Source organism: Pseudomonas sp. UFMG81, assembly GCF_015354575.1.
In the GTDB taxonomy this organism is placed as follows: Bacteria; Pseudomonadota; Gammaproteobacteria; order Pseudomonadales; family Pseudomonadaceae; genus Aquipseudomonas.
In genome coordinates, this window is record NZ_JACAFQ010000008.1 from 217514 (window position 1) to 235611 (window position 18098).

At 63.3% G+C, this 18098-nt stretch carries 16 protein-coding genes; 12 read left to right on the forward strand and 4 right to left on the reverse strand.

From position 1 onward, the window contains the following. Nucleotides 1-20: 20 nt before the first annotated feature. Entirely contained in the window at nt 21-860 is an 840-nt protein-coding gene (locus tag IX761_RS08990) for a mechanosensitive ion channel family protein (protein ID WP_194789236.1), read from the forward strand. A gap of 158 nt (nt 861-1018) precedes the next feature. Continuing rightward, nucleotides 1019-2263: an MFS transporter gene (locus IX761_RS08995; RefSeq protein WP_194789237.1), complete on the forward strand. Its 1245-nt coding sequence runs from the start codon at nt 1019-1021 to the stop codon at nt 2261-2263. A 137-nt stretch (nt 2264-2400) separates the two neighbouring features. Here the strand turns inward: IX761_RS08995 and IX761_RS09000 are convergent, their stop codons facing one another. Continuing rightward, nucleotides 2401-3948: an AmpG family muropeptide MFS transporter gene (locus IX761_RS09000; RefSeq protein ID WP_194789238.1), complete on the reverse strand. Its 1548-nt coding sequence runs from the start codon at nt 3946-3948 to the stop codon at nt 2401-2403. Nucleotides 3949-3992: 44 nt separating this feature from the next. Next, on the reverse strand, nt 3993-4346 hold the full coding sequence (locus IX761_RS09005; RefSeq protein WP_194789239.1) for an MGMT family protein: 354 nt from the start codon (nt 4344-4346) through the stop codon (nt 3993-3995). A gap of 153 nt (nt 4347-4499) precedes the next feature. Here IX761_RS09005 and IX761_RS09010 point away from each other — a divergent pair, with 153 nt between their 5' ends. The 5 genes from IX761_RS09010 (at nt 4500) to groL (ending at nt 9272) form a co-directional block, all read left to right on the forward strand. After that, nucleotides 4500-5507 (forward strand): DUF481 domain-containing protein, encoded by a 1008-nt coding sequence (locus IX761_RS09010; protein ID WP_194789240.1) that lies wholly within the window; start codon nt 4500-4502, stop codon nt 5505-5507. Between the two features lie 140 nt (nt 5508-5647). Next, nucleotides 5648-6379: a HugZ family protein gene (locus IX761_RS09015; protein ID WP_194789241.1), complete on the forward strand. Its 732-nt coding sequence runs from the start codon at nt 5648-5650 to the stop codon at nt 6377-6379. A gap of 66 nt (nt 6380-6445) precedes the next feature. Continuing rightward, a complete protein-coding gene (locus tag IX761_RS09020) occupies nt 6446-6907 on the forward strand; it encodes an FxsA family protein (RefSeq protein WP_194789242.1) in 462 nt (153 codons plus the stop codon). Nucleotides 6908-7285: 378 nt separating this feature from the next. Further along, nucleotides 7286-7579 (forward strand): co-chaperone GroES, encoded by a 294-nt coding sequence (locus IX761_RS09025; protein ID WP_016395539.1) that lies wholly within the window; start codon nt 7286-7288, stop codon nt 7577-7579. A 49-nt stretch (nt 7580-7628) separates the two neighbouring features. Continuing rightward, nucleotides 7629-9272 (forward strand): chaperonin GroEL, encoded by a 1644-nt coding sequence (gene groL / locus IX761_RS09030; protein WP_194789243.1) that lies wholly within the window; start codon nt 7629-7631, stop codon nt 9270-9272. A 171-nt stretch (nt 9273-9443) separates the two neighbouring features. Here the strand turns inward: groL and IX761_RS09035 are convergent, their stop codons facing one another. Continuing rightward, nucleotides 9444-10172 (reverse strand): phosphatase PAP2 family protein, encoded by a 729-nt coding sequence (locus IX761_RS09035; RefSeq protein WP_194789244.1) that lies wholly within the window; start codon nt 10170-10172, stop codon nt 9444-9446. Nucleotides 10173-10350: 178 nt separating this feature from the next. Here IX761_RS09035 and colR point away from each other — a divergent pair, with 178 nt between their 5' ends. From colR to IX761_RS09060, 5 genes are all read left to right on the forward strand, one after another. Continuing rightward, a complete protein-coding gene (colR, locus tag IX761_RS09040; RefSeq protein WP_011535512.1) occupies nt 10351-11034 on the forward strand; it encodes a two-component system response regulator ColR in 684 nt (227 codons plus the stop codon). Continuing rightward, on the forward strand, nt 11024-12337 hold the full coding sequence (locus tag IX761_RS09045) for a sensor histidine kinase (protein ID WP_194789245.1): 1314 nt from the start codon (nt 11024-11026) through the stop codon (nt 12335-12337). Before colR ends, IX761_RS09045 begins: the two co-directional genes overlap by 11 nt. A 119-nt stretch (nt 12338-12456) precedes the next feature. Further along, entirely contained in the window at nt 12457-13137 is a 681-nt protein-coding gene (locus tag IX761_RS09050; protein WP_194789246.1) for a class I SAM-dependent methyltransferase, read from the forward strand. 6 nt (nt 13138-13143) lie between these two features. Beyond that, the gene (locus tag IX761_RS09055; protein ID WP_194789247.1) at nt 13144-13845 is read left to right on the forward strand and encodes a lipopolysaccharide kinase InaA family protein; all 702 of its coding nucleotides are present in this window, start codon (nt 13144-13146) and stop codon (nt 13843-13845) included. Next, nucleotides 13842-14072 (forward strand): hypothetical protein, encoded by a 231-nt coding sequence (locus IX761_RS09060; protein WP_194789248.1) that lies wholly within the window; start codon nt 13842-13844, stop codon nt 14070-14072. Before IX761_RS09055 ends, IX761_RS09060 begins: the two co-directional genes overlap by 4 nt. A 989-nt stretch (nt 14073-15061) precedes the next feature. On the opposite strand, the gene IX761_RS09065 is transcribed toward IX761_RS09060, so the two are convergent. Further along, nucleotides 15062-18085 carry a multidrug efflux RND transporter permease subunit gene (locus tag IX761_RS09065; protein ID WP_194789249.1) on the reverse strand — a complete coding sequence of 1008 codons (3024 nt, stop codon included), beginning with the start codon at nt 18083-18085 and terminating at the stop codon, nt 15062-15064. Between the last annotated feature and the right edge of the window lie 13 nt (nt 18086-18098).

Below are 18098 nucleotides of genomic sequence, written 5' to 3' on the forward strand. Positions count from 1 at the left end.
GGCATCAGGAGAGAAAGACGATGGATTTGAATGCAGAGGTCGACCAGCTGGTTCGCCAGTCGCAGACTTGGCTACCGCTGATCATGGAATACGGCAGCCGCCTGCTGCTGGCGCTGCTCACGCTGGCGATCGGCTGGTGGATCATCAGCCGGGTGAGCGAGCGGTTGGGCAAACTGGTTGGCCTGAAGGCCGACGCGGCGTTGCAGGGCTTTATCAGCACCCTGGCCAACATCGTGCTGAAAGTGCTGCTGATGGTCAGCGTGGCGTCGATGATCGGCATCGAGACCACCTCGTTCGTCGCCGCCATCGGTGCCGCGGGCCTGGCCATCGGCCTGGCCTTGCAGGGGAGCCTGGCGAACTTCGCCGGTGGCGTGCTGATCCTCATGTTCCGCCCGTTCCGCATCGGCGACTGGATCGAAGCGCAGGGTGTCGCGGGCACCGTGGACAGCATCCAGATCTTCCACACCGTGCTGCGCACCGGTGACAACAAGACGGTGATCATGCCCAACGGCAGCCTGTCCAACGGCATCATCACCAACACCAACCGCCAGCCGACGCGCAAGGTGGTGTTCGACGTTGGCGTGGACTACGAGGCCGACCTGCAGAAGGCGCGTAACGTGCTGCTGGAGCTGGCCCAGGACCCACGGGTGCTGCAGGACCCGGCGCCGCAGGCGGTGATCTCGACCCTCGGTGACAGCTCGATCACCGTGTCGCTGCGTATCTGGACCAAGACCGCCGACTACTGGGACGTGTTGTTCATGCTCAACGAGCATGCCCGCGACCGGCTCAAGGCCGAAGGCATCGACATCCCGTTCCCGCAGCGGGTGATCCGTGTGGTGCAGGAGACTGCCTTGCAGTAATTTCCGTTTCAGCGTCAATCGCGGGGCAAGCCCGCTCCCACGAGTCTGTGGGGGCGGGCTTGCCCCGCGATGCTTTTGCCCTCCTTACACTTGCTCACAGCAATCCGCCGTCATTTCTGGCATATAACCTGACCCACCTGATCCCCCCGAAAGCCATCATGAAACCACTGCTGTACATCACCCCCCTGCGAGCCCTGCTGTTCGGCCTTACGCTGGCGCTATTCGAACTGCTCACCTACCTGGCCAGCGATGCGGTCATGCCGGCCATGCCGGTGGTGGTCGAGGACCTCAATGCCAGCCCGCAATACATTCCCCATGCCCTCAACCTGTACCTGCTGGGCGGGGTGCTGTTGCAGTGGCTGATCGGCCCGCTTTCCGACCGCTATGGCCGGCGCCCGCTGCTGCTGGCCGGTTGCGTGGTGTTCGGCGTGGCGTGCCTGGCGACCTTCTGGGTGCATGACATCGGCCTGTTCAACCTGCTGCGCCTGTTGCAGGGCATCGGCCTGGGTTTCGTGGTCACGGTCAGCTACCCGGCGCTCAACGAGGCCTTCAGCGAGGCCGACGCGGTGCGCATGATGGCCTTGCTGGCCAATATCGCCTTGCTGTCGCCGCTGCTCGGGCCGCTGGTGGGCACCCTGATGCTGCAATGGCTGGACTGGCGCTGGCTGTTCGTGGCCTTTGCCGGCGGCGCAGTGCTGTGCTGGCTGTTGTTGTACCGCTTGATGCCGGAGACGCTGGGGGTGGAGCGCCGCGATGGTTCGCGCCTGCCGTTCACGCCGATCCACTTGCTGCCACTGCTGGCGGGTTATGGCCAGCTGCTGGCCAACCGCCGCTTCGTGGCCGGTAGCGCGGCACTTGGCCTGGTGGGCTTGCCATTGATTGGCTGGATCGGCCTGTCCCCGGTGCTGCTGATCACCGACGAGGGCCTGAGCCGGATGGAGTACGCCCTGTGGCAACTGCCGGTGTTCGCTGGGCTGATCCTTGGCAACCTGATCATCAATCGCATCGCTGACCGCTACCCACTGCCGGCGCTGGTGCGCGGTGCGCTGTGGCCTTACCTGGCTGGCCTGTGCCTGATGGTGCTGGCGACCTGGTGCTGGCCGTCGGTGCCCAGCGTGGTGGCGGGCATGACCCTGTACGCCCTGGGCTTGGGCGTGGCCAACGCGGTGCTGTACCGCATGACGCTGTTCTCGAGCGAGCAGAGCAAGGGCCTGGTCTCGGCCATGCTGGGGATGATCACCATCGCCCTGCTGGGCCTGGGTGGCGCGGTGCTGGCGATGCTGGGGGCAGGGGCGAGCCTGCTGCACTTCGCCCTGGCTGCGGGTATCGCGGGGGCGCTGGCGCTGTGGCCGTTGTGGTTCGTGGTGGGCGGGCGTTCTGGTGAGGGGGCTGTGGCGCAGTGATCGCTACTGGCCTTGCTGGTCTGCGTTACCTGTAGATCCTTGGGGCTGCTTTGCAGCCCTTTTCGCGGCACAAGGCCGCTCCTACAAGAGATCGTGGTTTCTCTGTAGGAGCGGCCTTGTGCCGCGAATGGGGTGGATCAGGGTTGTTCAGCCGCCGGGTTCTGAACCGGCACCTGCTTTCCCCGCCCGACCTCCTGGCGCCAGTGCAGCGCGATCAGGATCAGCGTTGGTACGCCCAGCAGTGCGGTGATCAGGAAGAAATCGTGATAGCCGAACTTCTCCACCATCACCCCTGAGTAGCCGCCGATCAAGCGTGGCAGCAGCAGCATGATCGAGCTGAGCAGCGCGTACTGAGTCGCCGAGAACTTCAGGTTGGTCAGGCTCGACAGGTAGGCGACGAACGCCGAGGTGGCAAGCCCAGAGCTGAAGTTGTCCAGCGAGATGGTTACCACCAGCATTTCCAGGTTCGGCCCCATGTCGGCCAGCATCAGGAACAGGATGTTGGTGGCCGCCGAGGCCGCGCCGCCGATGAACAGGATCGGCAGGATGCCGAAGCGCACGATCAGCAGGCCGCCGGCACCGGCACCGACCAGGGTCATGATCAGGCCGAAGATCTTGCTGACGCTGGCGATCTGGTCCTTGGTGAAGCCCATGTCGATGTAGAACACGTTGGCCATCACGCCCATCACCGTGTCGGACATCCGGTAGGTGGCGATCAAGCCCAGCAGCAGCAAGGCCTGCCAGCGATAGCGGCTGATGAAGTCGTTGACCGGGGTGAGCACCGGGGCCAGGCCGCGACGGCCCATCGACGACAGGCAGGCCCAGCTCAGCAGCGCATACAGCAGCAGGCGCAGGAAGGCGCGGTCCTCGAGCAGCAGGTCGAGCACGGAGGCGTCGCCGAACACCACGCTGGACCAGTCGGTATTGAACATCTGGGTGAAGCTTGCCGGTACCGAGACCAGCAGGATGATCAGCACGAACACCGACGCCAGTTGGTGCAGCAGCCCGTAGCGGGCGGCGGACAGCTGGGTGCGCAGCGGCACTGGCGGCTCGCGCATCACCAGGGTGGTGAACACCGCCGGCAGCATGAGCACGCCGAACAGCACGTAGGTGCCGGTCCAGGCCTGGTGCAGGTAGCTGAAGCCGGTGGAGCCGAACCACTCGGCGAAGAACAGCGCACCGGCGGTGGCGAGCAGGGCGGCGACCCGGTAGCCGGCCATGTAGCTGGCAGCCAGCGCGGCCTGGCGCTGGTCGTCGGCGATCTCCAGGCGGTAGGCGTCGACGGCGATGTCCTGGGTGGCCGAGGCGAACGCCACCAGCACCGCCAGGGCGACCAGCCACGACAGGTGCTTCTGCGGGTCGCAGAAGCCCATGCCGACCAGCCCCACCACCACCAGCACCTGCGACAGCAGCAGCCAGGAGCGGCGGCGGCCCATGCCGCCGAGCAGCGGCAGGCGCCACTGGTCGAGCAAGGGCGACCACACCCACTTGAAGGCGTAGGCCAGGCCGATCAGGCTGGCGTAGCCAATGGTTTCGCGCGCCACACCGGCTTCGCGCAGCCACACCGAAAGCGTCGAGAACACCAGCATGTACGGCAGGCCGGCGGCGAATCCGAGCAGCAAAAGCACCAGGGTTGACGGGCTGGCATAGGCAGCGAGCGCAGCGCGCCAGGTTTTACGGGGCATGGGCCAACATCTGCCTCAAGGTTTGCGAAAACAAAGCGCGCACTCTAACCGCTGTGCTCCATCGGGCGCCAGCCATGGCACGCCATATCCACACGATTATTGGCTACATTCACGCCCTCTGCGCGCAATCGCGCGCGCTGTTCGTCACCCGAGGGCGTGCCCAGCGCCAGGCTCAGCCGCCCGCCGGCGCCGAGCACGCGGTGCCAAGGCAGGCGGGTATCCGCTGGCAGTTGCCCGAGGGTGCGTCCGACCCAGCGCGCCGCACGGCCAAGGCCGGCCAGTTCGGCCAGCTGGCCATAGCTGACCACCTTGCCCTGCGGCACCTGGCCGAGCACCGAGTACAACGCCATTCGTCGGGCTTCGGCGTTTTCCGGCGGCGGCGGATAAACGGTCGACATCAGAGGATTCCTGGCCTGCGGATGAAACCGGACAGGCGGTAACGGTGAATGCGCGTGGAACTCGTCGGCATGGTCTGGGTCTGTCCTTGCTCTGGGCCTGGGCATCCGGATAATGCCCGGCTTTTTTCGACAAATCGAATCCGTAGTCTGCTTATGTACTCTAGAACGCTGCTCTGTCTCATCGCTGTTTCACTCTGCGCCCCGGCGCTTGCCGACACCGTGTGGATGAAGAACGGTGACCGCCTGAGCGGCAAGATCACCGTGTTCGATGGCGGCAAGCTACTGCTGCAAACACCCTACGGGGGTGCCATCGCCCTGGACTGGAAGCAGGTGAAAACCCTCGAAAGCGATCAGGAACTGCTGGTCAAGCAGGACGCCTACACCGGCGAGAAGGCCAAGTCGCTCAAGGCCGCCGAGCCGGGCAAGGTCACCCTGGCCAACGGTGATGCACCCAAGACCGTCGAGCTGGCCAGCATCGAGCAGATCATGAAGCCGCAGCCGGTGGTCGAGGACTTCCTGTGGAAGGGCAATGTCGACGTGGCGATGGACTACAAGCGCGCCGAGAACAATACCGACGACTACGACGTCAGCTTCAAGACCACAGCCCGCCATGGCCGCTGGCGGCACAACGCCGAGGGTGAGTACAACCGCGAGACCAAGGACGACGTCACCACCACCAACAACTGGAGCGGTGAATACGCTCTGGACCGCTTCATCACCGACAAGTGGTTCTGGCAGGGGCGCGTGGAGTACAAGCGCGACCATATCGAAGACCTGGCGCGCCAGCGCACCGTCGGTACTGGCCCGGGTTACCAGTTCTGGGATAACGAGTTGGGGGCGTTCTCGCTGGGCTCGCTGATCAACCGCACCGACTTCGAGTACCGCGACGGCAGCAAGGACAACTTCTACGCCGCGGCGGTGAAGTGGGACTACAACCGTTACCTGATTGGCAAGAAGGTGGAGTTCTTCACCAATGGCGAGGTTGGCAAGCCGTTTGGCAGCGTCGCCGACTATGCCCTGGATGCCGAGGTGGGCCTGCGCTACAAAGTCACCGATTGGGCCTCGCTCAACCTCAAGGCGGAGAAGGACCTGATCAAGGGTACCGATGAGCGTGACCTGGACAAGACCCGCTATACCGCAGGCTTTGGCGTGACCTGGTAGATGGTTTTCGCGGGGCAAGCCCGCTCCCACACTCGTCCGTGGGAGCGGGCTTGCCCCGCGATCGGGATGCAGGCTATGGCGGCAGTGGATGATAATGCTTATCTTGTCAGCCATCCCGTCCATCGCCAGGAGCCACCTTCGTGAGTATCAACGCCCTTCGCCCCGCCCGGGAACTACTGCTCAAGGAATACCGCGGCGTGCTTTCCACTCACTCCAAATCGATGCCCGGCTTCCCGTTCGGTTCGGTGGTGCCGTACTGCCTCGATGCCGACGGGCACCCGATCATCCTGATCAGCCGCATCGCCCAGCACACCCACAACCTGCAGAAGGACGCCAAGTGCTCGCTGCTGGTGGGCGAGCGCGATGCCGAGGACGTGCAGGCGGTGGGGCGGCTGACGATCATGGCCGAGGCGCACAAGCTGACCGACGAAGCGGCCATCGAAGCCGCCGCCGCGCGCTACTACCGCTACTTCCCGGAATCGGCCGACTACCACAAGGCCCACGACTTCGACTTCTGGGTGCTGCAGCCGGTGCGACACCGTTACATCGGCGGCTTCGGCGCGATCCATTGGCTCGACCAGGTGACCCTGGCCAACCCGTTCGCTGGCCAGGCCGAGGCGAGCATGATCGAGCACATGAACAGCGACCATGAAAGTGCCATCGCTCACTATGTCGAATTGAGCGGCCTGCCACGCACCGCGGCTGCCGAAATGGTCGGCATCGACAGCGAAGGCATGCACCTGCGCATCGGCCAAGGGGTTTACTGGCTGGCTTTCCCGACTACCTGCAATACCCCGACACAAGTACGCGAGGCCTTGGTTTTACTGGCTCGCGCCGACCAGTGGCCGGTGGCGGCAGCGGTCGAGGGTTGAAAATCCGCGTGCACGCATCCATCTGAAGGTCTTACAGGAAGATTCTCTTCCGTCGAGGAATTCTTGATGCGTGCCTTTCTACTGCTGTTTCTCATTTTCCCGGTGCTGGAGCTGTTCGTCTTCGTCAAGGTCAGCGCCGCCATCGGTTTCTTCCCGGCGCTGCTGCTGATCATCGCTGGCTCCGCCCTGGGTGTGCTGGTGATGCGCGTGGCCGGCCTGGCCACCGCACTGCGTGCCCGCGAGAGCCTGCAGCGCGGCGAACTGCCTGCCGAAGAAATGTTCCAGGGGCTGATGATGGCGGTCGGTGGTGGCCTGTTGCTGCTGCCAGGCTTCATCAGTGACGTGCTCGGCCTGCTGTGCCTGCTGCCGTTCACCCGCCGCCTGGTGGCCGGCAAGCTGCGCCGCCGCGCCGAAGAACAGGCCCTGCGTCAGCGGGCGTTCCAGGATGACCCGTTCCAGGCCCAACCTCGCGATACGAACCACCGCCCCAATGTGATCGAGGGCGAGTACGAACGTCGCGACAAGTAATTGCAAGTCTTCTGTAGGAGCGCCCTTGTGTCGCGACAGGGGGGCGCAGCAGCCCCAGCAATGTTGATCCCCATCAGAACCCAGGGGCCGCTTCGCGGCCCTTTCGCGACACAAGGCCGCTCCTACACGGCCAGCTCCGCGTCAAGGATGCTGGTCGAACAGGGCCAGTCAGCGGCCTAATGAAAATTTTTCCGTATCAAGCCTTGTAATCGAATAAGCCGGCCTCATGTATGTGGTCACCGCAAGGTTTCTGGTGGCGACACCAGACATGACACAGGTGGTTCGCCCTTCGCGGGCCACCCCCGGCAACGCCGGACCGCATCAACCCGCCGGTGCTGAAACCGGCCGATGAAAACCACAATTTGGGAGAGATCGACAATGAAGCTTCGTCCTCTGCATGACCGCGTCGTCATCCGTCGCAGCGAAGAAGAATCGAAAACCGCTGGCGGTATCGTCCTGCCGGGTTCGGCCGCTGAAAAACCGAACCGCGGCGAAGTCGTCGCCGTCGGCGCCGGTCGCATCCTGGACAACGGCGAAGTGCGCGCGCTGGCCGTGAAAGTGGGTGACAAAGTGGTTTTCGGCCCTTACTCGGGCAGCAACACCGTGAAAGTCGATGGCGAAGACCTGCTGGTCATGGCCGAGAACGAAATCCTCGCCGTCATCGAAGGCTGATTTCCCCCGACTTCCCGTTACTCCAAAGAATTCCAAGGATTAAACGATCATGGCTGCTAAAGACGTAAAATTCGGCGATTCCGCTCGTAAGAAAATGCTGGTTGGTGTCAACGTTCTGGCTGACGCGGTAAAAGCGACCCTGGGCCCGAAAGGCCGCAACGTGGTCCTGGCCAAGAGCTTCGGCGCGCCGACCATCACCAAGGACGGCGTTTCCGTCGCCAAAGAAATCGAGCTCAAGGACGCCTTCGAGAACATGGGCGCCCAGCTGGTCAAGGAAGTTGCTTCCAAGGCCAACGATGCTGCCGGTGACGGCACCACCACCGCCACCGTCCTGGCCCAGGCCATCGTCAACGAAGGCCTGAAAGCCGTCGCTGCCGGCATGAACCCGATGGACCTCAAGCGCGGCATCGACAAGGCCACCGCCGCTGTCGTCGCCGAGCTGAAGAACCTGTCCAAGCCATGCGCCGACTCCAAGGCCATCGCCCAGGTAGGCACCATCTCCGCCAACTCCGACAACTCCATCGGTGACATCATCGCCGAAGCCATGGAAAAAGTCGGTAAAGAAGGCGTGATCACCGTCGAAGAAGGCTCGGGCCTGGAAAACGAACTGTCCGTCGTAGAAGGCATGCAGTTCGACCGTGGCTACCTGTCGCCGTACTTCGTCAACAAGCCGGACACCATGGTTGCCGAGCTGGAAGGCCCGCTGCTGCTGCTGGTCGACAAGAAGATCTCCAACATCCGCGAACTGCTGCCAGTGCTGGAAGCCGTTGCCAAGGCCGGCCGTCCGCTGCTGATCGTTGCCGAAGACGTCGAAGGCGAAGCCCTGGCGACTCTGGTCGTGAACAACATGCGCGGCATCGTCAAGGTTGCTGCGGTCAAGGCACCAGGCTTCGGCGATCGCCGTAAAGCCATGCTGCAGGACATCGCCACCCTGACCGGCGGCCAGGTCATCTCCGAAGAAATCGGCCTGTCCCTGGAAACCGCTACCCTGGAGCACCTGGGTAACGCCAAGCGCGTCATCCTGTCCAAGGAAAACACCACCATCATCGACGGCGCCGGTTCCGACGCCGACATCGAAGCGCGCGTCAAGCAGATCCGCGCCCAGATCGAAGAGACTTCCTCGGACTACGACCGTGAGAAGCTGCAAGAGCGCCTGGCCAAGCTGGCTGGCGGTGTTGCCGTGATCAAGGTCGGTGCCGGCACCGAAGTCGAGATGAAAGAGAAGAAAGCCCGCGTTGAAGACGCCCTGCACGCTACCCGTGCCGCCGTCGAAGAAGGCGTGGTGCCTGGCGGTGGCGTGGCCCTGGTTCGCGCCCTGGCCGCTATCGTCGACCTGAAAGGCGACAACGAAGAGCAGAACGTCGGTATCGCCCTGCTGCGCCGCGCGGTCGAAGCCCCGCTGCGCCAGATCGTTGCCAACGCCGGCGACGAGCCAAGCGTGGTGGCCGACAAGGTCAAGCAAGGTTCGGGTAACTTCGGTTACAACGCCGCCACCGGCGAATACGGCGACATGATCGAGATGGGCATCCTGGACCCAGCCAAGGTCACCCGTTCGGCCCTGCAAGCCGCTGCTTCGATCGGTGGTCTGATGATCACCACCGAAGCCATGGTTGCCGACCTGCCGGAAGACAAGCCAGCCATGCCAGACATGGGTGGTATGGGCGGCATGGGCGGCATGGGCGGCATGATGTAAGCCAGCCTTACCCCCTGCTGTAACAAAAAGCCCCGGCTCGCGAGAGCCGGGGCTTTTTCGTTTGCCTGTGCTGGCCATTCGCGGGTAAACCCGCTCCCAGAAGACCCAAGGGTGGTGCAGTCACTGTGGGAGCGGGTTTACCCGCGAATGGGCCGCAACGCGGCCCCTTGCTCAGGCAGCGCTGTTCTGCGGCACGGTCGTCACCGCCATACCCCGGCGATACAGCACCAGGTAATACGAGCCCAACCCGATCAACCAGCAGAACACCGCCGTCCACAGGTTGTGCGACAGGAAGTGCGCACCCTGCATCATCCGCCCCACCGACAGTACCGACCCGGCGACCAAGGCCAGCAGCAACGCCGCGCGGGCCAGGCGCGGACGCCGGTCACGCAACATGAAGAACAGCCCGAACAGGCAGAAACCGGTCGCCGCATGCCCACCCGGCCAGCACAGCCCTGGCTTGTCGGTGGCAGGGCGGGGTTCGAGCAGCTTGCTGTAGGTTTCCTGGCCGCCGAACTGGGTCAGGCTCCATGGGCACTGCACCTGGGTCACTTTCTTCAGTGGTGTGACGAACGCGGTGGACAGGCCCAGCGCCAGCACCAGGCAGCCCAGCTCGCGGCGCCAGCCGAACAGCCGCCGCCAGAAGAAACTCAGGGCGAAGGTCACCAGCGCCAGCACCCCCAGCAGGATCACCCCCTGCTTGACCCGGTCATGCAGGATGGTTTCCAGCAGGTAGCTGTGGCGGCCGATGAACTCGCCGGCGGCCGGGTCGAAGAACAGGTTGGCCACGTCCATGTCGACCGAGGTCAGCTCGAGCAGGATCAGGGCCACGGCGACGGCCAGCGGGATGCCCAGGTACAGCCAGGCATTGATCGGGCGAGGGCGAATGGGTGAAGACATGACGGCTCCAGGGCGCGAAAAAGACCGGGCATTGTCGACTGCCCGCTATCCTGTGTCCGTGAAGGATCGGTGAAAAAACTGTCAAGTTCGGCGGTTTTTCCCAAACGCTGGCACCGTGCAGGCAATGGCCGTAAGCTGCGCCTGCCGCGCCGAGTGAAGCGCCGCACAGGAGACCCCGATGCGCATTCTTTTGGTTGAAGACAACCGCGACATTCTTGCCAACCTGGCCGACTACCTCGGCATGAAAGGCTACACCGTGGACTGCGCCCAGGATGGCCTGTCGGGCCTGCACCTGGCCGCCACCGAACACTACGACCTGATCGTCCTCGACATCATGCTCCCGGGCATCGATGGCTACACCCTGTGCAAGCGCTTGCGCGAGGACGCCCGTCGCGACACACCGGTGATCATGCTCACCGCCCGTGACCAGCTGGACGACCGTCTGCAGGGCTTCCGTTCCGGCGCCGACGACTACCTGCTCAAGCCGTTCGCCCTGTCGGAGCTGGCCGCCCGCATCGAGGCAGTGCTGCGCCGCGCCCAAGGTGGCGGCAGACGCACCTTGCAGGTGGCAGACCTCAGTTACGACCTCGATACCCTCGAAGTGACCCGCCAGGGCCGCCTGCTCAAGCTCAACCCGGTGGGCCTGAAGCTGCTCGCCGTGCTCATGCAGAAGAGCCCCCACGTGTTGCGCCGCGAAGTGCTGGAAGAAGCCCTGTGGGGCGACGACTGCCCTGACAGCGACAGCCTGCGCAGCCATGTGCACCAGTTGCGCCAGGTGATCGACAAACCGTTCGACAAAGCGCTGCTGCATACCGTCCATGGCGTCGGCTATCGCCTCGCCGAGGGCCGCGATGGAGTTTAAGCAGAGCCTTGCCCAGCGCATCATCATCGCTTTCGCGCTGATGAGCGCACTGGTGGCCGGGGCGTTCGCCTTCGGCATCGTCGGTACCGTGCACCTGGTCGAGGAACGGCTTATCTCCTCGGTGCTCGGTGGTGACCTGCAGCGCCTGTTGCGCATGGACAGCGTCAGCGACTGGAGCCACCGGCCGCGCCCGGACCAGCTGTTCTACTTCAGTGGCGGGCGCGACGATTTCGAACTGCCCAAGGACCTGCGTCACCTGGAGCCTGGGTTCCACGAGGTGTTCCGCGACCAGCTTTCGTACCACGCCATGGTCGAGATCGTCGATGGCCGGCGCTATGTGCTGTTGCAGGACCAGAGCGATTTCGAAGAGCGCGAGCGGGTGCTGTTCGCGGTAGTGGTGGTGGGCTTCGTGCTCAGCCTGGCGCTGGCGGTGATCCTGGGGTGGCTGCTGGCGCGTCGGGTGATGGCGCCGGTGATCCGTTTGGCCCGCCAGGTCCGCCATCGCGACCAGTTGCTGGGCTTGGCGCCGCCGCTGGCGCCGGACTATGCGGCAGACGAAGTGGGGCAGTTGGCGGTGGCCTTCGACGATACCCTGGGTCGCCTGCGTGATGCCCTGACCCGCGAGCGGCTGTTCACCAGCGATGTCAGCCACGAGCTGCGTACACCCTTGATGGTGCTGGCCACCTCCTGCGAGCTGCTGACGGAAAACCCCAACCTGGACAACCGCGCCCGCAGCCAGGTGGAGCGTATCGTCCGGGCCACCGAGGAGATGCGTGAGCTGGTCAAGACCTTCCTCATGCTCGCCCGCGCGCAACGCGATGAAGGTGCGGTAGCGTCCCAGGCGACCCTGCGCGAGGTGGCCGACGACCTGACCGGAGTGTGGCGCGACACCATCGAGCAGAAAGGCCTGGCGCTTTACTACGATGGCCGCGTCAGCGCCAGTTCGGTGCTGTACAACGCCACCTTCCTGCAATCGGTGATGGGCAACCTGCTGCGCAATGCCGCCCATTACACTGACGGCGGCTATATTCGCCTGAGCCTGGAACCCAATGGTTTCAGTGTCGAAGACAGTGGCGTGGGTATCCCGGAAGAGCAGCGCGAGGCGATGTTCCGTCCGTTCGTGCGTGGCGACGAACGCCGTGGCGAGGGGCTGGGGTTGGGCTTGTCGCTGGTTCAGCGGATCTGCGACGACCAGGGATGGCGCGTCACCCTGACGACCACGCTGCCCCATGGTTGCCGTTTTCAGGTCGACCTGACACCCGGCAGGGCTGCACAGGAGCTGCCCGGTGTTGATCGTCAATAGGATCCGGATTTACTTCTTGTAAAACCTTTCTGCAGGGCTTACAGATTTTTCACATTCGCATGACCTGTTGCCAACGCCCGCCTGCCTAAGGTGGGCGAATTGGAGTCAGGAGATGCTCGATGCGTAGCCCAATCAAACTCGAATTTTCCGATAAGTACGACCGCGAGCATGCCCGCGAGTACTTCCTCAAGCACCAGGATGGCCTGGCCCGACGCCTTTCCCACAAGCGCGACGAGCAGCTGGCCCGGCGTGCCCTGGCCATGGCCGGCGAGCCGGGCCTGGTCCTCGACCTGCCGTGTGGCGCGGGGCGTTTCTGGCCGTTGCTGGCGGAAAAGCCCAACCGGGTGATCATCGGTGCAGACAATTCCGCTGCGATGATCGAGACAGCCTGTGCGGCGCAACCGCCAGAAGTGGTGGCGCGGGTACGCCCCTTGCAGACTTCTGCCTTTGCGATTGATCTGCCGGACAACGCGGTAGACAGCATTTTCTGCATGCGCTTGTTCCACCATATCGGCGACCCTGCTCATCGAAAGACAATTCTTTCGGAATTTCAAAGGGTTAGTCGCGACAGTGTAATCCTGTCATTGTGGGTGGATGGCAACGTCAAGGCGTGGCGACGCAAGAAACTCGAGGCCCGTCGGAGTGTCAGAGCCGAGCAGAGCAGCTACCAGAACCGTTTTGTGTTACCGGCGGCTACAGTAGAAGAAGAATTTTCCGCAGCAGGTTTCAGAATTCAGGAACGTCTCGACTTCCTGCCGTTCTATGCCATGTGGCGAGTGTACGTATTGCGCAAGGGGTAGGTATTGATGGCGGCAGTGCAGAAAGAGCCCGGTCAGTTCGATTTTTATTGGCAGCAGCAGGGCGAGTGGGTCGAGGAACCCAACCAGCGGCGTGGTGGCGAGAGTGGCGTACAGCGCCTGTGCGACGCCAGCGGCCAGTTGCTGTATGCCAAGCGCCAGGTCGGGCATATCTACCGCAGCCTGCTGCACCCGTTCGGGCGGCCTACGGTGCTGCGTGAGCTGGACGCATTGAACAGCTTCGAGCAGTTGGGCGTGCGCGTGCCGCGCATCGTGTTTGCCGGTGCCGAGCGTGACGCCGAGCATCAATGGCGGGCGTTGCTGGTGAGCGAGGCGCTGGATGGTTTTGTCGACCTCGACACCTGGTATGCCGAGGGTGCACGCGAGCAGTACCCGCAGGCGGTTCATGAGCGCATGTTCAAGGACCTGGCCGACAACCTGGCGCGCATGCACCTGGGGCACTGGCAGCATGGTTGCCTGTATGGCAAGCATGTGTTCGTCAAGGTGCTTGGCGAGGGCGAGCAGGCGCGGGTTGAAGTGGCATTGCTCGATTTGGAGAAGTGCCGGCGGCGGATCAGTTGCCAGCGTGCGGCGTACAACGACCTGCGGCAGTTGCGTCGCCATTCGTCGATGACCGACGCGGAATGGCAAAGCTTGCTCTATTTTTACCAGATGGCGTTTGGCAGCGCTGTCAAAGGGTTAGGGCAATGAAACTAGAAATCGCTCGAGCTTTGTTTCTGGTCGGGGCGCTGGGGGTGACCACAGTGGCCGTGGCGGCCTGGGAACAGCCTCGGCTTACGGTTTTCAGCCAGGCTGAGGTGGGCGGGGGTTGTCCGCTGCCGCGGGTGGCCAAGGTTGAGCAGGGGGCCGTGGCGCCGGATCATGATTTGTTGTTGTTCTTGTTTGGGATGAGGCAGGGGTTGCGGCCGTTTGGTTGATAGTGGGCTGGCGCTGGGTACTTTTTCATGGGGCTGGCGTTTTGTTTTTCCTATGGCGGTAAAGTTGGTTAGTTGGTTAGTTGGTTATGAGGTTTGTGTACATATCCATTTGCGAGGGTGACGCTTATTCACCTTTCCGCCCTTACGGCGGGTCACTTTTTGGCAAACGCCCCAAAAAGTAACCAAAAAAGGCTGCGCTCCATTCATCCGGCCCCTGCGCTTCGCTCCGGGGTTCCCTCACTCCGGTCTTGCTCCCGGGAGTACGCACCGACGGGCCATCCATGGCCCATCAGTGCTCGACGGGCATCCATGCCCGTCGCCTCCCTCCGCAAGCCCTCCGATCGGCCTCCTGAAGTCGCGAAGAGCGGGCGGCGCCTGCATTGGCGCAGCTGTCGCTAGTTGAATGGAAGTTGAACTTCCAATTGCAATCGCTGGCAAGTAGCAGCGGCGAACCGCAGCTCCCACAGGTACTGCGCTGAACTCGAAATTTACGCGGTCACTGTGGGAGCCGGCTTGCCGGCGATGAGGCCATTACAAACAACAGATAAAAACGATTAAACACGATCCGCACTTGCTCTTGCTCTTGCTCTTGCTCTTGCTCTTGCTCTTGCTCTTGCTTCTAAGCGCGCGATAGTCCAGTCACCGCCAAACGCGACTTCAGGAGGCCGAACGGAGGACTTGCGGAGCGGGGCGATGGGCATGGATGCCCATCGAGCACTGATGGGCCATGGATGGCCCTTCAGTGCGTCCACGCGGGAGCAAGGCCGGAGTGAGGGAACCCCGAAGCGAAGCGTAGGGGCCGGATGATGGGAGCAGGCGGTTTTGCCTACTTTTTCCAAGAAAAAAGTAGGCCGCCGTAAGGGCGGAAAGGTGCCGAAAAGTCCCTATCGTGAATGGATATGCACCGAAATATAAAAACCAGCACGCTAACCCCGAACCCGAACCCGAACCCGAACCCGAACCCGAACCCGAACCCGAACCCGAACCCCTCACCCCGCCTTATGCGCCAAAACCGTATAAATACAAGGCAACACAAACAACGTGAACAAGGTCCCGATCGACATCCCGGTAGCGATCACCAAGCCAATGTCGAACCGGCTGACCGCCCCCGCCCCCGTAGCAAGAATCAAAGGCACCATCCCGAACACCATGGCCGCCGTGGTCATCAGCACCGGCCGCAAGCGTATCGCGGCAGCCTCCTCGATCGCCTCCCGCACCCCAAGCCCCTTCTCATCCCGCAACTGATTGGCAAACTCGACGATCAAAATCCCATGCTTGGTAATCAGCCCGATCAACGTCACCAACCCCACCTGGGTGTAGATGTTCATGCTCGACACCCCAAGGAACAGCGGCAACAACGCCCCGCAGATCGACAACGGCACCGTCACCAGAATCACCAACGGATCCCGGAAACTTTCGAACTGCGCCGCCAGCACCAGGAAAATGATCGCCAGGGCCAGCCCGAAGGTCATCCACAACGCGCTGCCTTCCTGCACGAACTGCCGCGCGGTACCGGCGTAGTCCACCGAAAAGCCCTCCGGCGCCTCCTCGCGGGCAATCGTGCGCACCGTCTCCAGCGCCTCGCCCATGCTCACCAACGGAACCCCCTGGATGATCGCCGCGTTCAGCTGCTGGAACTGATTGAGCTGCCGCGGTCGGGCCCGGTCGCTGAGGGTGATCAAGGTCGACAGCGGCAACAATTGGCCCTGCTCGTTCTTCACGTAGTAGTTGTTCAACCACCCCGGGTCGGCCCGGTAAGGGCGCTCGACCTGGGCGATCACCTTGTAGCTGCGCCCTTCGAGGGTGAAACGGTTGATCTCCGCCTCACCCAGCAAGGTGGCCAGGGTGCCGCCCAGGGCATCCATCGACACCCCCATCTGCGCCGCCTTGGCCCGGTCGATATCGATCACCACTTCCGGCTTGTCGAACGCCAGGTCGATGTCGAGGAAGGCGAACTTGCCCGAGGCCTGGGCACGCGCCTTGACGCGCTGGGCGACATCCAGCAGGGCAGGGTAGTCGCCGGCCGTGTTGATCACGAACTGGAATGGCAACCCCTCGCCGGTGCCAGGCAGCGAGGGCAGGTTGAAGCCGAAGATCTGCAGGCCACCGATCTGCTCGAGCTCTTTCTGTACCAGTGGCAGCAGTTGCATTTGCGTGCGCTCGCGCTCGCCCCATGGCTTGAGCAAGAAGCCGCCTATCCCGCTCTGCACGCCATTGAAACCGTTGATCTGGAACGACGAGTAGTACTCGGGGAAGCGCTTGAACAACGGTGTGAATTGATCGGTGTAGGCATTGAGGTAGTCGAGGTTGGCGGTCTGCGGCGAGCTGCTCATCATGAAGATCACCCCCTGGTCCTCGTCCGGGGCCAGCTCGTTGCGGGTGAACATCAGCAGCAGGGGGATCAGGCACAGGATCAGCACGGCGAACACCAGCACCACCGGGCGGCTGTTCAGGGTGCCGTGCAGCAGGCGCTGGTAGCGCTGCTTGAGGTTGTCGAAGATCAGGTCCAGGCGGTGAGCAAGGCCGGTGGGGTTCTGCTCGTGGCGCAGCAGCAGGGCGCACATCATCGGTGACAGGGTGAGGGCAACGATACCAGAGATGATCACCGCGCCGGCCAGGGTCAGGGCGAACTCCTTGAACAGTGCGCCCGTGAGCCCGGTGAGGAAACCGATCGGCGCATACACCGCCGCCAGGGTGACGGTCATCGACACCACCGGCAGGGCGATCTCGCGGGCACCCTCCAGCGCCGCATCGAACGGCGTCTTGCCTTCTTCGATATGCCGGTGGATGTTCTCCACCACCACGATCGCATCGTCCACCACCAGGCCAATGGCCAGCACCATCGCCAGCAGCGTCAGCAGGTTCAGCGAGTAGCCCATCATCTGCATGAAGAACAGCACGCCGATCATCGACAGCGGGATGGTCACCACCGGGATCAGCACCGAGCGCAGGGCACCCAGGAACAGGAACACCACCACGATGACGATCAGCACCGCCTCGCCGAGGGTCTTGATCACCTCGTTGATCGAGGCCTGGATGAACAGCGTGGCGTCGTAGGCGATGGACACCTTCAGCGCCGTGGGCAGCTCCTGTTCCAACTGCGGCATGAGCCGGCGCACTTCCTTGATCACCTCCAGCGGGTTGGCCGCCGGGGTGGCCTTGACCCCGATGTACACCGAGGGTGTGCCGTCGAACGAGCTGACCGTGTCGTAGTTCTCCGCCCCCATCTCGATGCGCGCCACATCGCCCAGCAGCACCCGGCTGTCGCCGGAGGTCTTCACCGGCAGGGCGGCGAAGGCCTCGGCGGACTTGAGCTCAGTGGTGGCGTTGATGCTGGTGACCACGTACTCGCCCTTCACCTCGCCGGCGGCAGCGAGGAAGTTGTAGCGGCGCACGGCGCTGGTCACGTCCACCGCCGACAGGCCGAAGCCGGCCAGCTTCACCGGGTCGATCCAGATGCGCATGGCGAACACCTGGTTGCCGAGGATCTCGGCCTCGGCCATGCCCGGCAGGGTGGCCAGCTTGGGCTGGATCACCCGCGACAGGTAGTCGGTGATCTGTGGGTTGCTCATCTCCTTGCTGTAGAAGCTGATGTACATCAGCGCCGAGGCGTCGGCTGCCTCCTTGCTCAGTACCGGGTCCTCGGAGTCCTGCGGCAACTTGTTGCGCACCTCGTTGGCCTTGGCCAGCAACTGGGTGAACAGGCGGTCGGTGTCGGCGCCGATGCGGGCGTAGACCGAAATCACCGAGAAATTCTGCCGGCTCACCGAGGTCATGTAGTCGATGCCGTCGGCGCTGGCCAGGCTCTGTTGCAGCGGCTGGGTGATGTAGCCCTGGATGGTCTCGGCGTTGGCCCCGGGGTAGGCGGTGGTCACCGTGATCAGGGCGTTTTCCATTGCCGGGTACTGGCGGATCTGCAGCTTGCTCCAGGCTTGCAAACCGAGCAGCAGGATCAGCAGGCTGACCACGCTGGCCAGCACCGGGCGGCGGATGAACGGGTCGGTGAACGCCATGCCGGCCTCCGCT

Coding starts and splice junctions, on each gene's coding strand:
- IX761_RS08990 (WP_194789236.1), top strand. CDS start 21: ATGGATTTGAATGCAGAGGTCGACCAGCTGGTTCGCCAGTCGCAGACT.
- IX761_RS09055 (WP_194789247.1), top strand. CDS start 13,144: ATGGCGGCAGTGCAGAAAGAGCCCGGTCAGTTCGATTTTTATTGGCAG.
- IX761_RS09010 (WP_194789240.1), top strand. CDS start 4,500: ATGTACTCTAGAACGCTGCTCTGTCTCATCGCTGTTTCACTCTGCGCC.
- IX761_RS09065 (WP_194789249.1), bottom strand. CDS start 18,085: ATGGCGTTCACCGACCCGTTCATCCGCCGCCCGGTGCTGGCCAGCGTG.
- groL (WP_194789243.1), top strand. CDS start 7,629: ATGGCTGCTAAAGACGTAAAATTCGGCGATTCCGCTCGTAAGAAAATG.
- IX761_RS09005 (WP_194789239.1), bottom strand. CDS start 4,346: ATGTCGACCGTTTATCCGCCGCCGCCGGAAAACGCCGAAGCCCGACGA.
- IX761_RS09000 (WP_194789238.1), bottom strand. CDS start 3,948: ATGCCCCGTAAAACCTGGCGCGCTGCGCTCGCTGCCTATGCCAGCCCG.
- IX761_RS09025 (WP_016395539.1), top strand. CDS start 7,286: ATGAAGCTTCGTCCTCTGCATGACCGCGTCGTCATCCGTCGCAGCGAA.
- IX761_RS09045 (WP_194789245.1), top strand. CDS start 11,024: ATGGAGTTTAAGCAGAGCCTTGCCCAGCGCATCATCATCGCTTTCGCG.
- IX761_RS09050 (WP_194789246.1), top strand. CDS start 12,457: ATGCGTAGCCCAATCAAACTCGAATTTTCCGATAAGTACGACCGCGAG.
- IX761_RS08995 (WP_194789237.1), top strand. CDS start 1,019: ATGAAACCACTGCTGTACATCACCCCCCTGCGAGCCCTGCTGTTCGGC.
- colR (WP_011535512.1), top strand. CDS start 10,351: ATGCGCATTCTTTTGGTTGAAGACAACCGCGACATTCTTGCCAACCTG.
- IX761_RS09035 (WP_194789244.1), bottom strand. CDS start 10,172: ATGTCTTCACCCATTCGCCCTCGCCCGATCAATGCCTGGCTGTACCTG.
- IX761_RS09060 (WP_194789248.1), top strand. CDS start 13,842: ATGAAACTAGAAATCGCTCGAGCTTTGTTTCTGGTCGGGGCGCTGGGG.
- IX761_RS09020 (WP_194789242.1), top strand. CDS start 6,446: ATGCGTGCCTTTCTACTGCTGTTTCTCATTTTCCCGGTGCTGGAGCTG.